The organism is Ignavibacteriota bacterium, from assembly GCA_019637995.1.
Taxonomy (GTDB): domain Bacteria; phylum Bacteroidota; class Ignavibacteria; order Kapaibacteriales; family UBA2268; genus JANJTB01.
Genome location: JAHBUQ010000002.1, coordinates 328,655 through 343,074 on the forward strand (window position 1 = coordinate 328,655; position 14,420 = coordinate 343,074).

The following is a 14,420-nucleotide window of genomic DNA, read 5'->3' on the forward strand; positions in this document are numbered from 1 at the left end:
TTGCCTAAACCTTTACTATTTCTAACAAAGTATTCTTTGGTCCGGGTACACTACCCTTGAGCAATATAATATTTCTTTCCGGTAGAATATCAAATATTTGTATATTTCTTATGGAAATTGTTTTTCCGCCCATACGACCTGCCATTCTTAAACCCTTGAATACTCTTGAAGGGTAAGAAGATGAACCGATTGAACCAGGGTGACGTTGGCGATCTGACTGACCATGTGTCTGCATACCGACTCCGCCAAAGTGGTGACGTTTTACAACGCCCTGGAAACCGCGTCCTTTGCTTGTACCACTGACTTTAACTTTATCTCCGACTTTAAATTCTTCTACAGTAACCTGTGCGCCAATTTCATATTCTTTTTCAAGATTACGAAATTCTTTCAAATGTCTGACAGGTGTAACACCTGCTTTTTTGAAATGACCTGCTTCAGGTTTGTTTACCTTGTCTTCACGGATATTGCCGTAGCCAAGCTGTATTGCACTATAGCCGTCTCTTTCGGGAGTTCTGATATTTACAACCGGACAAGGTCCTGCTTCGATAACAGTAACCGGTACAGCTACACCATCCTGATTGTAAATACTTGTCATACCGACTTTTTTACCTAAAATAGCACTTTTCATCACTTAGCTCCTATATCACACTTTCACTTCAACATCTACACCGGCAGGCAATTCAAGTCTCATCAGAGCATCAATTGTCTTTTGGGTCGAGCTGAAAATGTCAATTAATCTTTTATGAATTCTAGTCTCAAATTGTTCTCTAGATTTTTTATCTACGTGTGGCGAACGATTTACAGTATAAACCGAGCGTTTTGTAGGCAGGGGGATCGGTCCTGAAACGACCGCTCCCGTCTGCTTAACTGTCCGAACAATTCTTTCTGAAGATTTGTCAATCAGGTTATGATCGTATGATTTAAGTTTTATTCTTATTCTTTGTGTTGCCACTTTGTATTATCCTTGAGATTTATACGATCCCTGTTTCTTATTCATTAATTTTAGTTACAACGCCTGCACCAACTGTTCTGCCGCCTTCACGAATAGCAAATCGCAAACCGTCTTCCATACCAACAGGTGTGATAAGTTCGATATCAATCGCATCAAGGTTGTCGCCGGGCATAACCATTTCTACGCCAGCCGGAAGTTCCATAGAGCCGGTTACGTCAGTAGTTCTGAAATAGAACTGTGGACGGTAACCATTAAAGAATGGAGTGTGACGTCCGCCTTCTTCTTTTTTCAATACGTAAACCTGAGCTGAAAATTTGTAGTGAGGTTTGATTGAACCCGGTTTGATAATAACCATACCACGTTCCAATTCATTTTTGTCAACACCGCGAAGAAGAAGACCAACATTATCGCCGGCACGTCCTTCATCGAGTAATTTACGAAACATTTCAACACCAGTACAAGTTGTTTTCTTTTGAAGACCGAAACCAACGATTTCAACTTCTTCGTTAACTTTTACAATACCGCGTTCAATTCTACCAGTTCCTACAGTACCACGACCTGTAATTGAGAATACGTCTTCAACAGGCATAAGGAATGGTTTATCAACATCACGAATAGGTGTTGGAATATATGAGTCAACTGCATCCATTAAATTCCAGATACACTGGTATCTTTCATCATCAAGAGGAGCATCTGCTGCACCGGCATCAAGAGCATGAAGAGCTGAACCAGGGATAATCGGAATTTCATCGCCGGGGAAATTATATGAAGAAAGAAGATCACGAAGTTCCATTTCTACGAGCTCAAGAAGCTCTGGGTCAGCGATATCAACTTTATTCATAAATACAACTATACGTGGCACACCTACCTGACGAGCAAGAAGAATATGTTCACGAGTTTGTGGCATCGGACCATCAGTTGCAGCACATACGAGAATCGCACCATCCATCTGAGCAGCACCGGTAATCATATTTTTGATATAGTCGGCGTGACCGGGACAGTCAACGTGAGCATAGTGACGTGCTTCAGTCTGATACTCAACGTGAGCGGTAGCAATCGTTATTCCACGTGCTTTTTCTTCTGGCGCGTTGTCAATTGAGTCAAATGTTCTTTTTTCACCGCCTGATTTTTTTGACAATGCCATTGTTATGGCAGCGGTTAAAGTAGTTTTACCATGATCCACGTGACCAATTGTACCAACGTTCACGTGCGGCTTACTGCGATCAAATTTTTCTTTAGCCATTAGTACATCGCTCCTAATTAATACTGAGTTTTATAAATAAATAATTCAATTACAAAATTAATACAAACTTTTGATTACAGCAGGTTCATAATGAGAAAATGTCATTGTGAAAACTGCTCTGCCCTGACTTTTGGAACGCAACTGAGTTACATATCCAAACAATTCCGAAAGAGGCGCTATCGCTTTTACAAGCTGCATAGAAAGAACACTTTCGATACCTTCAACTCTGCCTCTTCTCGAGCTGATATCTGCAATTATATCGCCTACATATTCATCCGGCGAAGTAATATCCACTTTAAAAACAGGTTCAAGCATTATCGGTATAGCCTTCCGGCAAGCGTCCTTAACAGCTGTGGAAGCAGCTATTTTTGAGCCTATTTCTGTAGTTACATCTTCGATATAATTACTTTCTAAAATCCTGACTTTGACATCTATCATAGGATACCCTGAGGGTCCTACATTCAAAGCTTCTCGAACACCTTGCTCTAAAGCAGTAACAAGATTTTCGGGAATCTTCGATTTTCTGAGCATATTCTCAACGACAAGACCTTCATTTCTATCAGCAGGCATTACTTCAATTTTTACATGTCCGTACTGATTCTTATTAGCCATTTGTCTCTCGAACTCTCCTACTTCTATCGCTTTTGCTGACACTGTTTCACGGTAAGATACTTGTGGTTTTCCAACTTTTGAAGGTATTTTGAACTCCCGGTTAAGTCTGTCCACAATAATTTCAAGATGAAGTTCACCAACACCGCTAATAATTGTCTGACCACTTTCTGCATCAGCTGTGAACCTGAAAGTAGGATCTTCATCGCTGAGTTTTTGTAATGTTTCAAGCAGTTTATCCTGATCGGCGATTGATTTGACTTCTATAGCCTGATTAATTACCGGTTCGGTAAAACTGATTTTTTCATATAAAAGTGGTTGATTTGTTTCACAAAGAGTATCACCGGTTCGGGTAAACTTTAAACCGGGAATAGTAACAATATCTCCGGCGTAAGCTTCCTGTATTTCTTCACGTTTGTTAGCATAAATTTTCATAATTTTCAGAATTTTTTCTTTCTTTTCAGCTGAAGTATTGCTGACACTGCTGCCAACTTTCAAACAGCCGGAATAAATTCTGATAAAAGTGAGTTTACCTATAAACGGATCGGTTATTAATTTGAAGGCAAGGGCTGAAAAAGGCTCGCTGTCATCAGGTTTGCGAGAAATCAGTTTTTCGGTATCCTTAACATCATAACCGGGGAAATACTCTACTTCGAGTGGTGATGGGAGGTATTGTATGATAGCATCCATTAAAGGCTGGACACCAACATTTTTTAGGGAAGAGCCACAAAGTACGGGTACAAATTTTTGCTCAATTGTACCACGTCTTACAGCCGCCATGATTTCGGATTCAGATATCTCTTCGCCAGCAAGGAACTTTTCCAAAATATTATCTTCTATATCTGCCAGAGCTTCCAGCAAATAGGAACGATATTCCTCAGCTTTTTCGACAAAAGCCGCAGGAATTTCATATTCAGCGTATTCCAAGCCGAGTGTTTCGATATCAAAGCGCAAGGATTTCATTTTAATTAAATCCACCACGCCTTCGAATCTGTCTTCGGCGCCCATAGGGAACTGTACAGCAACAGGTTTAGCTTTGAGACGGGTTCTCATGGTTTCGAGAACTCTCTCAAAATCAGCACCGGTTCTATCCATTTTATTGACGAATGCAATTCTTGGAACACGATACTGATCTGCCTGATGCCAAACTGTTTCCGATTGTGGTTCAACGCCGCCCACTCCGCAAAACAATGCGATAGCTCCATCAAGTACACGAAGTGAACGCTGCACTTCGGCGGTAAAATCAACATGACCGGGAGTATCTATCAAATTAATTTGATAGTCATTCCACATACAGGTTGTTGCCGCAGACATTATCGTAATCCCTCTTTCTTTTTCCTGCTCCATGTAATCCATAAAAGCAGTACCGTCATCAACCGCTCCCATTTTATGAAGGTAACCCGAATAATACAAAATTCTTTCTGTAGTAGTCGTTTTACCAGCGTCTATGTGAGCCATAATGCCGATGTTGCGAAATTTCGATATGTCAACTTGACGAGTCATCTCAAGTCAGGTTTACAAATTTACAAAGAACATTCTAAAATCACTTACCATTTAAAATGTGCAAAGGCTTTATTAGCTTCTGCCATTTTATGGGTATCTTCACGTTTCTTTACAGCCGAACCCTCACCTTTGGAGGCAGCCATAAATTCTGCAGCAAGTCTCTGAGACATTTTTTTGTCACGGCGAGCCTTTGCATAATTTTTTATCCAGCGAATAGCAAGAGCAAGACGTCTTTCTTCGCGTACATCAACGGGCACCTGATAAGTAGCACCACCAACACGGCGGGAACGAACTTCTACCAGGGGAGCAACATTTGATATCGCTTTTTTGAAAACCTCTACCGGATCTTCATTAGTCTTTTCTTTAACTATATCAAACGCATCGTATATAATTGTGCGGGCGACATTCTTTCTGCCCTCAAACATAATGTTGTTTACGAACTTAGCTACAACGTAATCATTGTATATCGGATCTAAAACAACCGGTCTTTTTTCTGCTCTTCTTTTTCTCATTGCTGTATTTTATTTAATTATTTCTTTTTACCTTTTGCAGCAGGTCCTGTAGCTTGTCCCGGTTTAGGACGCTTTGAACCATATTTTGATCTACCCTGACGTCTTCCGTCAACACCCTGAGTATCGGCGGTTCCACGTACGATGTGATATCTTACACCCGGCAAATCTTTCACTCTGCCACCGCGTACATATACAATTGAGTGCTCCTGTAGGTTATGACCTTCTCCAGGAATATATGCCGTTACCTCAAAACCAGATGTAAGCCTTACACGGGCAACTTTTCTGAGAGCTGAGTTAGGCTTCTTAGGAGTAGTGGTATATACTCTGGTACATACACCTCTTCTTTGAGGGCATGAATTCAGAGCCGCTGACTTACTCTTTTCTACTAACTTTTTTCTGCCCTTACGGACTAACTGACTGATAGTTGGCACTTTAAATCTCCAAAAATTATATTTTTCTTACACTTTACGGTGATAGAGCTTACAAAAGTAATAAAGTTTTCCGAATCTGCCAAATTATTTTTCAACTTTTTTTGATTTTTTTCAAAAATATTTTAACTTCTTTTTTAAAATATCAAGAATATGGCTTTTTATAAGTAAATATTACACTTTGGACGGTAATTACCTGAATTAAGTATTTTTTAAAAAAATTTTTATATTATCTTTTGAAAACTAATATTACCTTTTATAATATTTTTTTCTTTTCTGTGGTTGAATCTCATTTTTTGCACGGTCATTAACATTGAATGTATAGTTAATACGTATAAAAGGTAAAATATTATTTACAGAGTTAGTATATTTATTAGCAAAAGTATAAATATAATTTCCTCCAATCACAAGATAATATGATGGAGACAGGTCTATTGATACTCCTCCGCTTATCAGCAGATTGTGATTTCTGATTCCTTCGCTTTCATAAGCAAGATTATCCCAGGTTGTTACCTTAAACAAACTTTGATTAACGTAAGCAATTCTTAAAAAGAGAGTCGGATAATTATCCCGCCGTACTGTATTAAATGTAACAGATCCAAAATAATTCCAAGCAAACGAACTTCCACGCGTACTGTCATATAATCTGCCTTCTCCCATAAGCCATTTAAAGTTGTATGAGAAATCAGCATCAATATGCCTGAAATCAAATCCGGCTCCTACATCATAACGAATTGCAAAATTATCATACTTTTCGATATGACCAATTCCCAACATACTTCCAAATAAAATTTTTCCATCTGTCAAACCACCATCAAAACCTGCGAAAATTCCAATCTTATTATCAACCTTATAATCAAAATGTGCATCAATAATAGTATTTACAATTGTTACCTCACCCTTTTCAAGTCTTTCATCAGGTATTAATTGAAAATTTTTATTTTTGTTATGAGAAATTCCAATTGAAGCATCAACCCTGCTTGTATCACAGGGTTTTGTAATATGAACAGGTAAATATGCCGCACGGGATTTCACCTCAGCATTATGCACTATCATATTTTCAGCCGTGCACGAAACAAGTAGCACAAACACACTGATTACATATAATATTCTGATTACTAACATCCATTTGTCAGATAATTTCGTAATAATAGTTTTTCAAAAATACAATTATTATCTATATATTCAATACAATTTGTTTTTGCCGGATTATCTATTAATCAGCAATTACTCAATGATGATAATAGTTAGCAACTGCATTGTTGATATGTAATGTAAATTCATTTACTAACCCGCAATCTAAACAATTTCTCAATTGTAAAATAATAAATTACCAATTTGTTTGTTTATATAAAATTATGCTCAATAAATTGAATATTTTATGAAATTCGACTATTTGATTGTAGGTGCAGGTTATGCGGGTAGCATTCTTGCAGAAAGAATCGCAACCCAACTGGATAAAAAGGTTTTAATCGTTGACAAGCGTGACCATATCGCCGGAAATGCTTATGATTACTATAACAATGACGGAGTGCTTGTTCATAAGTACGGTCCCCATATTTTCCATACTTCATCAAAAAAAGTTTGGGATTACCTCTCTGAATTTACTGAATGGAACACATACAACCATTATGTTCAGGCAATAGTCGAAGGAAAACGTGTACCTGTTCCGTTCAACTTAAATTCTATCTATGCCCTTTTTCCACAAAAATATGCAGAAAAACTTGAAACCAAGCTAATTGAAAGGTATGGATACGGAATTAAAATCCCAATCCTGAAAATGAAAGAGGTCGAAGATGAGGAATTGCGGTTTTTGGCTGAGTATATATATAAAAATGTATTTTACGGATACACAGTCAAGCAGTGGAATTTAAAGCCGGAAGAGCTCGATTATAATGTTACTTCCCGAGTACCTGTTTATATTTCACGAGATGACAGATATTTTCAGGATACTTATCAAGCACTGCCAAAAAACGGCTATACCGAAATGTTCAAACGAATAATTTCACATCCAAATATCCGAATTTTGCTAAAAACAGATTATCGCGAAGCTGTGGAATATATTAAATTCGATAAGCTGATTTACACAGGACCACTTGATTATTATTTCGACAATATGTTCGGTGAGCTTCCATACAGAAGTCTGAATTTTGACATTAAGACATTTGATACTGAGCAATATCAGGAAGTCGGTCAGGTAAATTATCCCAATAATTATGACTACACGCGAATAACCGAATTCAAACATTTATCACAGCAAAAGCATCTTAAATCAAGCGTAGCTTTCGAATATCCTCAGGCATATATTCCGGGAGTAAATGACCCTTATTATCCAATTCCCCGCCCCGACAATAATGAGCTTTTCGCAAAATATAAAGCTGAAGCAGATAAATTAGATGGTTCCGTATATTTTGTAGGCAGACTTGCTGATTATAAATATTACAATATGGATCAGATTGCCGGAGTTGCGCTTCAGCTTTTTGAAAAGAAAATTGCTAAATCAAGATAGTAGATTACAGTTTAGAATTAATTATATCGTGGACTTGTTTCATCAGTTCCATCTCATCGGCTTTATTTGACCCATTGTAAGTAATCGGGTCAGAAATATTGATGCTAATGTCACCACTTATGATGAGTAATTTTTTGTTAGGCAATACTTTTGCAGAGCCGTTAACAGTTACAGGTACAATCTTTTTGCCACTTCTTGAAGCGAGAAGGAATGCTCCACGCTTGAATTCACCTAATTTACCATCCTTAGACCGGGTGCCTTCCGGAAAAATTACAACTGAATCGCCACACCTGACGGATTCTACAGCAGTTTCAAGACCTGACATTGAATCTCTTCCGCTTTCTCGTTTGATACCAATAAAGGGTGACAATTTGAGCCCCCAACCAAATACAGGTATTTTCTCCAGCTCTTTTTTGTAAATTATTCTGAAATTAATATCAATTGCTGCAAGTAAAGCAGGAATATCAATGAGACTACTATGATTTGCTACAAAGATATAACTTTCATCTTTGGATATTTTATCTTTACCCGAGATTTTAAGTTTAACCCCTGAGGCGTAGAGCAGATGCATTGCCCAATGTCTTGCAATCGGATAAAAGATTTTTTTGCCAAATAACAAAATAGCAAAAGCAGCAATTATTGAGTAAACAAGAGATATGTATGCAACATAAACTGATTTAAGAAAAGACAATATTTTATTAAATAAACTAATATTCTAATCTTCCGCAAACTGCATGACATATTTTTTGAACTGTGAAATCAGTTAGCTTATAGTATCTCATAAGTCCTTCGGGTCTGCAGTTAACTATACCATTATTTTGCAGAATCCTGAGCTGCTTTGATACATTCGCCTGAAGTAAGCCGGTTCTTTCGATGATTTCGGATACTGATTTCTCTCCGTCGAAAAGCGAGCGAAGTATTTTCAATCTCGAACCTTCCGACAATATCTTGAATCTTTGAGCTACGTGCTCAATTTCAGAATCGGTCAGGAATTTATTCTCATCATCCATATAAATTATTTCAATTAGTCGTTCCATAGTATCGCAAAATTAATAAATAATAGTTTCTTAATAAAATTATTTATCAAAATTATATGCTTACAGATTCTTATTTTCATAATTTTGTATCTTTTGACAAGATATGAGTGGCAATATTACTTTTTTCTAATAATTCTAATTCCGGTATTTGAGCCAATTTGCAATGGAAGTGACCTGTTAGATGACCTAGCAAAATTCATCCCATCGCTCCATGAACCGCCACGCATCACTCTGCTGTTGCCTGTGGCAGGACCCAATGGGTTGACATCAGGTGATGTACTGTAATATTGTCCACCGTAGAAATCCCAGCACCATTCCCAAACATTGCCGTGCATATCGTAAATTCCAAAGTCGTTAGCTTTTTTTCTGCCACCCGGATGCATTTTCATTCCTGAATTTTCAGAATACCAAGCCATCTCGTTCAAAATTCCGCTTCCGGCGAAATCACCTTGAGTTCCGGCTCTGCATGCATATTCCCATTCTGCTTCAGTAGGCAGACGCCATCCGGTTTTAGCTGTATCCATAGTTACATCAATACCTGTAACGGTATATACTGATTCAAGGTTGTGCATTGCAGAAAGCTTATTACAGAATTCAACTGCGGCAAGCCAGCTTATACTATCAACCGGTAAACGAATATCTTTAACATTTGAAGGATTACTACCTGTTACTGCCTGATAAACTCTCTGATTAACTTCGTATTTGCTGATATAGAAATCACTTGATATTGCAATTTCCCGGGCAGGCATTTCATTTAAAGATGAAACATTTGAGCCACGTGTGAATTTTCCGGCTTTAACTTCGACAACATCAAAAAAAGGAACTTTACTTATTCCTATATAAGTACTGTCTATAGCTAAAGTATCAAAATAAAGATACGCCATTCCTGAGCGAGTGCCGTTAGGAATTACAAGATGAATTTCTGAATTATGCCAAAGCAGGCATTCATTTGAATTTACCGAAACTAATGAATCAAATATCAATCTTTTCCCGGGCATAGATGAACCAAAGAATTTACCTTTAATGATTAGAGTATCACCATAAGCCAGTGAATCGGAATTAAGTGATAGTATTTCTGTATCGCCTGAAGGAATGACGGGATTATCTTTATGGCAAGCCGATAAAGCAAAAATTACTAAAAGTAATATAATTATTCTGTATCTCATGATTTTAAAAAGAAATTTTAATTTTCAAATTAAACAATTTACAAATATAATGAAAAGTATTTAGATGTTATTAGCATTAAATTTATTAATTTTGAATTTCTTTTAAGGTTGAATTTGAAAATAGATTTAAAAAATATAGTTAAAGAGTATCAAAAAGGTACAAGAGCAGTAGATGATGTGAGTATTTCCGCAGATTCCGGTGATTTTCTCGTACTTGTAGGACCATCAGGTTGCGGGAAATCAACTATTTTAAGAATGATAGCCGGACTTGAAGAAATTACTTCAGGAGAGCTGTTTTTTGATGAAAAGAAAATAAACGACCTGGAGCCAGGAAAGCGAAATATTGGTATGGTATTCCAAAATTATGCCTTGTATCCGCATCTGACAGTTTATGATAACCTTGCTTTTCCACTAAGAATAATAAAGATTCCGAAAAAGGAAATTGAAGCAAGAGTCATAGAAATTGCTCATCTTACCGGTCTTGACGAACTTCTCAAACGTAAGCCTAAGCAGCTTTCGGGCGGTCAACGTCAGAGAGTTGCACTCGGAAGGGCGCTTATAAGAAAGCCGAATGTATTTCTTTTCGATGAGCCACTTTCAAATCTTGATGCTAAACTAAGAATTCAAATGCGTAATGAAATTGTTAATCTACACGAAAAAGCAGGCACAACATCTGTCTATGTGACACACGACCAAGTGGAAGCTATGACAATGGGTACTAAAATTGCTGTGATGAATAATGGTAAAATTATGCAATACGGCACCCCAGACGAAGTTTACAATCGTCCTGAAAACATTTTCGTCGCCGGGTTTTTAGGTAGTCCTCAGATGAATTTTTTCAAAGTCAGACACCATCCCCTTGGTTTTGAAATTGATGAGAATATAATCAATGTCGGTCATGAAATACATGAAGATATTTACTCATTTGGGATAAGACCGGAGAATATCAGTATAGTAGCTAATGATGAAGATATTTGTTCTACTGTCAAACGATATGAATTCTTAGGTTATGAGCAGTTGATTTATGCAACTACAGGAAGAACTGATTTCTGTATCAGACAAGATATAAAAAGAAAATTTAAAGCAGGCGAAGAAATTAAGATTAAGTTAGACCGTGGTGCTTTACACTTTTTTGACTATCAAGGAATAAGGTTATAATATAATGCCGTTTATAGGTGAAATTTCCGCACTTGCAGCCGCAATATTCTGGGCAGGTATTTCAATAGTTTTTACAACTGTGGCTTTCAGAATTGGAGCCATCCAGCTGAATATTGACCGTATGATTCTCGCCGCAATATTTTTACTGATAACAATTTTTGCTTTTTCAATTGATTTTACAGTAAATTTAAATCAAATACTATTTTTGACAATCAGTGGCTTTATCGGTCTTGTGCTTGGAGATACATTTCTTTTCAAGTCATTTCAGGAAATTGGTCCGCGGGTTACTATGCTTATTTATTCAATTAATCCTGCAATAGCTGCCATACTTGCATACTTTTTCCTTGGTGAAGTAATGGAAGTATTAGCAATCACAGGTGTGCTGGTTACTCTAACCGGAATTGCTGTTGTTGTAATGGAGAAACCGAATGCAGAAAATAAATTCAAGACTACTCGAAAAGGGCTTATGTATGCACTTCTCGGAGCTGCGGGTCAGGCTATCGGACTGATTTTTGCCAAAGGAGCCTATAGTTACGGTGATATTCACAGTCTGACAGCTACATTTGTAAGAATTGCATCAGCTGCGATTGTGATGTTGCCATTAGGTATATTATTTAAAAAATATAAAAACCCAATTAAGCTGTATTTCAAAGAAAGAAAAACATTTAATCTTGTGATTTTAGGTTCGATTATAGGACCATATTTGGGTATATCCCTCAGCTTCGTGGCTCTGACAAATACTAAAATCGGTATTGCCGCAACATTGATGTCAACAGTACCTGTTATAGTTTTGCCGCTTACATGGTATTTTTACAAGGAAAAATTGACATTTATATCAATAGCCGGTGCATTCATAACAGTTGCAGGTGTTTCTATGCTGTTTTTATAAATATTTGTGATATTTAAAAAATTTCTAAGAATTAAAATCATATAATAATTTCATTTTTTTGGAATGTATTTCGGCTATTAAAATAAATTTTATTATTTTAGGTTTCTTAAATAAAGTATAATTAAGAAAATATTTGATAAATATAAAATTTGAATGAAACCTATACACCTGCTTATATTGCTTTGTATATTAACAATACTGATAACTCTCGGTATTGCCTTATATACCAATAATATTGTTTCTTACGGAATGCCGGGACTTGAGCAGCTCGAGAATCCTCAAACAAATTTAGCAACAAGAATCTACAGTTCGGATGGCAAATTATTAGATCATTTTTTTAATGAACGGCGTGTAAATCTGACTTATGACAGCATTCCCGATAATTTTATAAAAGCTCTTGTAGCTACTGAAGACAGAAAATTCTGGACACACTGGGGAGTTCATACCGGTAGGGTAATAAATGCCGCCATAAAGAACGTATTAGGCGATAAAGAAGGAGCCAGTACACTTACGATGCAGCTTTCACGAAATTTGTTTTTGAGCCATGCTGTATCTTGGGACAGAAAAATTCGGGAAGCGTTTCTATCATTACAAATTGAAAAGACATATACCAAAAAAGAAATTCTTGAGATGTACTCAAATACAGTATATTTTGGAAGCAGCGCTTATGGAATTCAGGTCGCTTCTCAGGTTTATTTTGATAAAGACCCTTCTGAGCTCATTCTCCCTGAATGTGCTCTTCTTGTAGGATTACTAAAAGCACCGGAAAGTTACAACCCTTTTAAAAAGCCTGAAAAAGCAATTTCGAGACGCAACCTTGTATTGAAATTAATGTATGACCAGGAATATATCACAGCCGGTCAATACACGGAAGCGATTAAATCGCCTCTAACTGTATTTAAGCAGGAAAAAGGTGCAGATAAGAAGAAACGAAGATTTATGGGTGAGCTGATTGCACCTCATTATGTAGAGATGATTAGGCAGGATATTTCGCGTGACAATTCGATGCTTGATTACAATCTTTATCGCGATGGTTTAATAATTCATACTACACTTGATTCGAGAATTCAAAGACACGCCAACGAAGCTGTTGCAGAGCATTTGAAGGAACTTCAGCAATTATTCGACAAAAAATGGAATTGGAGCAGACAAAAAACATTACTGGATGATTTACTTAAAAAAGCTATCACAGGAAGAGCAGATTACAGAGCTGCTGATAAAGAAGGTAAAAAATCATTAGACCAACAATTAAGAGCTGATAAAAAATTTATTGATTCTGTTAAAAATGCAGCTATTACAATTCAGGTAGGACTCGTGGTAATTGACCCCACAAATGGCTCTTTACTCGCGATGGTTGGCGCTTCACCAAAATTTATGCAGGAACACAGAGAATCCAAATATTCTTTAAACCATGCTTTCCAAATTAAAAGACAACCCGGTTCTGCTTTTAAACCGTTTGTATATGCAAGCGCCCTGCAAAAAGGAATGACCCCGGAATCTATGATTGAATGCGGACCATTTTCTTATTTGCTCCAAACAGGTGAAGTATGGGAGCCAAAGGGCACCGGAAATTGTGAAACCGGTGAAAAAACAAGTCTTTTAAACGCTTTAAGAATTTCGATAAATACAGTCTCTGCAAGATTAATTACTGAAGTTACTAATCCAAGAGATGTCGTCAATCTTTCCCGAAAGATGGGTATTCAATCTGTGTTAGCAGGAGTACCTGCTTTGTCATTAGGAGCAGGCGGTGATTTAGATCCTCTTGAGCTGACATCTGCCTACGGAACTTTTGCAAATAACGGGATTTATGTTCCACCTTATTATATTTCAACAATTTACGACAAACACGGCACTTTAATACGCGAAAAACGTAAATTTGTAAATATGACTGAAGCAATGCAACCGGAAATTGCGGCTCAGATGATTTTCATGATGCAAAGAGTTGTTGATGCAGGCACAGCATCGAGAGCTATAAGGTCACGATTTAAGGATATACAGGCTGCCGGAAAAACAGGTACAACAAACGATGCCGCTGATGCTTGGTTTGTTGGTTTCACACCACAGCTTGTGTGCGGTGTTTGGCTGGGTTTTGATGATAAAAGAGTAACATTCGATGTTTTAGGTTCTGATGGATATGGTGGTCGCTCTGCTGCACCGATTTGGGGGATTCTCATGGACAAGATTTATTCTGATATGACTTTACCATACAAGCAAAGAATGTTCAGTTATACTAAAAAAGATGACAGTCTGACCTGGAATGCAGTTCCCTATCCTGTAACTGAAATGCAGTTGAATAGTGACCCGCAACTACGTCAAAAAATCGAAGACACGGTCCCAAGAATTCTCCCTAAAGAGATTATACTGCCGCCTTTACCGTTAAGATAATTTTGTAATTGATAATTTTATAATGAATA

At 37.1% G+C, this 14,420-nt stretch carries 14 protein-coding genes; 4 read left to right on the forward strand and 10 right to left on the reverse strand.

Annotated elements, in window-relative coordinates; genetic code table 11:
• Nucleotides 1–4: 4 nt before the first annotated feature.
• The 7 genes from rplC to KF896_07485 form a co-directional block, all read right to left on the reverse strand.
• Nucleotides 5–628 carry a 50S ribosomal protein L3 gene (gene rplC / locus KF896_07455; protein ID MBX3043536.1) on the reverse strand — a complete coding sequence of 208 codons (624 nt, stop codon included), beginning with the start codon at nt 626–628 and terminating at the stop codon, nt 5–7.
• 15 nt (nt 629–643) lie between these two features.
• Complete coding sequence (gene rpsJ / locus KF896_07460) at nt 644–952, reverse strand: 30S ribosomal protein S10 (GenBank protein ID MBX3043537.1); 309 nt, start codon at nt 950–952, stop codon at nt 644–646.
• A 37-nt stretch (nt 953–989) separates the two neighbouring features.
• The gene (gene tuf, locus KF896_07465; protein ID MBX3043538.1) at nt 990–2,195 is read right to left on the reverse strand and encodes an elongation factor Tu; all 1,206 of its coding nucleotides are present in this window, start codon (nt 2,193–2,195) and stop codon (nt 990–992) included.
• Between the two features lie 57 nt (nt 2,196–2,252).
• Entirely contained in the window at nt 2,253–4,307 is a 2,055-nt protein-coding gene (gene fusA / locus KF896_07470; protein MBX3043539.1) for an elongation factor G, read from the reverse strand.
• A gap of 44 nt (nt 4,308–4,351) precedes the next feature.
• Nucleotides 4,352–4,819: a 30S ribosomal protein S7 gene (rpsG, locus tag KF896_07475; GenBank protein MBX3043540.1), complete on the reverse strand. Its 468-nt coding sequence runs from the start codon at nt 4,817–4,819 to the stop codon at nt 4,352–4,354.
• Nucleotides 4,820–4,836: 17 nt separating this feature from the next.
• Nucleotides 4,837–5,250: a 30S ribosomal protein S12 gene (gene rpsL / locus KF896_07480; GenBank protein MBX3043541.1), complete on the reverse strand. Its 414-nt coding sequence runs from the start codon at nt 5,248–5,250 to the stop codon at nt 4,837–4,839.
• A gap of 246 nt (nt 5,251–5,496) precedes the next feature.
• A complete protein-coding gene (locus KF896_07485; protein ID MBX3043542.1) occupies nt 5,497–6,372 on the reverse strand; it encodes a hypothetical protein in 876 nt (291 codons plus the stop codon).
• Nucleotides 6,373–6,628: 256 nt separating this feature from the next.
• Between KF896_07485 and glf the strand changes: the two genes are divergently transcribed.
• Nucleotides 6,629–7,756, forward strand: a complete 1,128-nt coding sequence (gene glf / locus KF896_07490; GenBank protein ID MBX3043543.1) for a UDP-galactopyranose mutase — start codon at nt 6,629–6,631, stop codon at nt 7,754–7,756.
• Between the two features lie 4 nt (nt 7,757–7,760).
• Here glf and KF896_07495 read toward each other — a convergent pair whose 3' ends face one another.
• The 3 genes from KF896_07495 to KF896_07505 form a co-directional block, all read right to left on the reverse strand.
• A complete protein-coding gene (locus KF896_07495; protein MBX3043544.1) occupies nt 7,761–8,447 on the reverse strand; it encodes a 1-acyl-sn-glycerol-3-phosphate acyltransferase in 687 nt (228 codons plus the stop codon).
• Between the two features lie 16 nt (nt 8,448–8,463).
• On the reverse strand, nt 8,464–8,766 hold the full coding sequence (locus KF896_07500) for a winged helix-turn-helix transcriptional regulator (protein ID MBX3043545.1): 303 nt from the start codon (nt 8,764–8,766) through the stop codon (nt 8,464–8,466).
• A 143-nt stretch (nt 8,767–8,909) separates the two neighbouring features.
• Entirely contained in the window at nt 8,910–9,959 is a 1,050-nt protein-coding gene (locus KF896_07505) for a formylglycine-generating enzyme family protein (GenBank protein ID MBX3043546.1), read from the reverse strand.
• Nucleotides 9,960–10,073: 114 nt separating this feature from the next.
• On the opposite strand from KF896_07505, the gene KF896_07510 reads away from it, so the two are divergent.
• The 3 genes from KF896_07510 to KF896_07520 all read left to right on the forward strand — a co-directional run bounded on the left by KF896_07510 (nt 10,074) and on the right by KF896_07520 (nt 14,391).
• On the forward strand, nt 10,074–11,117 hold the full coding sequence (locus KF896_07510) for an ABC transporter ATP-binding protein (protein MBX3043547.1): 1,044 nt from the start codon (nt 10,074–10,076) through the stop codon (nt 11,115–11,117).
• Nucleotides 11,118–11,121: 4 nt separating this feature from the next.
• Nucleotides 11,122–12,006, forward strand: coding sequence for a DMT family transporter (locus KF896_07515; protein MBX3043548.1), 885 nt, complete (start codon nt 11,122–11,124; stop codon nt 12,004–12,006).
• A gap of 153 nt (nt 12,007–12,159) precedes the next feature.
• Nucleotides 12,160–14,391 (forward strand): PBP1A family penicillin-binding protein, encoded by a 2,232-nt coding sequence (locus tag KF896_07520; protein MBX3043549.1) that lies wholly within the window; start codon nt 12,160–12,162, stop codon nt 14,389–14,391.
• The last annotated feature ends 29 nt before the right edge of the window (nt 14,392–14,420 follow it).

What these genes read in the sequence shown, in the direction of transcription:
- rpsG (MBX3043540.1), bottom strand. Translation starts at nt 4,819, where the DNA reads ATGAGAAAAAGAAGAGCAGAAAAAAGACCGGTTGTTTTAGATCCGATA.
- glf (MBX3043543.1), top strand. Translation starts at nt 6,629, where the DNA reads ATGAAATTCGACTATTTGATTGTAGGTGCAGGTTATGCGGGTAGCATT.
- KF896_07515 (MBX3043548.1), top strand. Translation starts at nt 11,122, where the DNA reads ATGCCGTTTATAGGTGAAATTTCCGCACTTGCAGCCGCAATATTCTGG.
- KF896_07520 (MBX3043549.1), top strand. Translation starts at nt 12,160, where the DNA reads ATGAAACCTATACACCTGCTTATATTGCTTTGTATATTAACAATACTG.
- tuf (MBX3043538.1), bottom strand. Translation starts at nt 2,195, where the DNA reads ATGGCTAAAGAAAAATTTGATCGCAGTAAGCCGCACGTGAACGTTGGT.
- KF896_07485 (MBX3043542.1), bottom strand. Translation starts at nt 6,372, where the DNA reads ATGTTAGTAATCAGAATATTATATGTAATCAGTGTGTTTGTGCTACTT.
- KF896_07500 (MBX3043545.1), bottom strand. Translation starts at nt 8,766, where the DNA reads ATGGATGATGAGAATAAATTCCTGACCGATTCTGAAATTGAGCACGTA.
- rplC (MBX3043536.1), bottom strand. Translation starts at nt 628, where the DNA reads ATGAAAAGTGCTATTTTAGGTAAAAAAGTCGGTATGACAAGTATTTAC.
- KF896_07505 (MBX3043546.1), bottom strand. Translation starts at nt 9,959, where the DNA reads ATGAGATACAGAATAATTATATTACTTTTAGTAATTTTTGCTTTATCG.
- fusA (MBX3043539.1), bottom strand. Translation starts at nt 4,307, where the DNA reads ATGACTCGTCAAGTTGACATATCGAAATTTCGCAACATCGGCATTATG.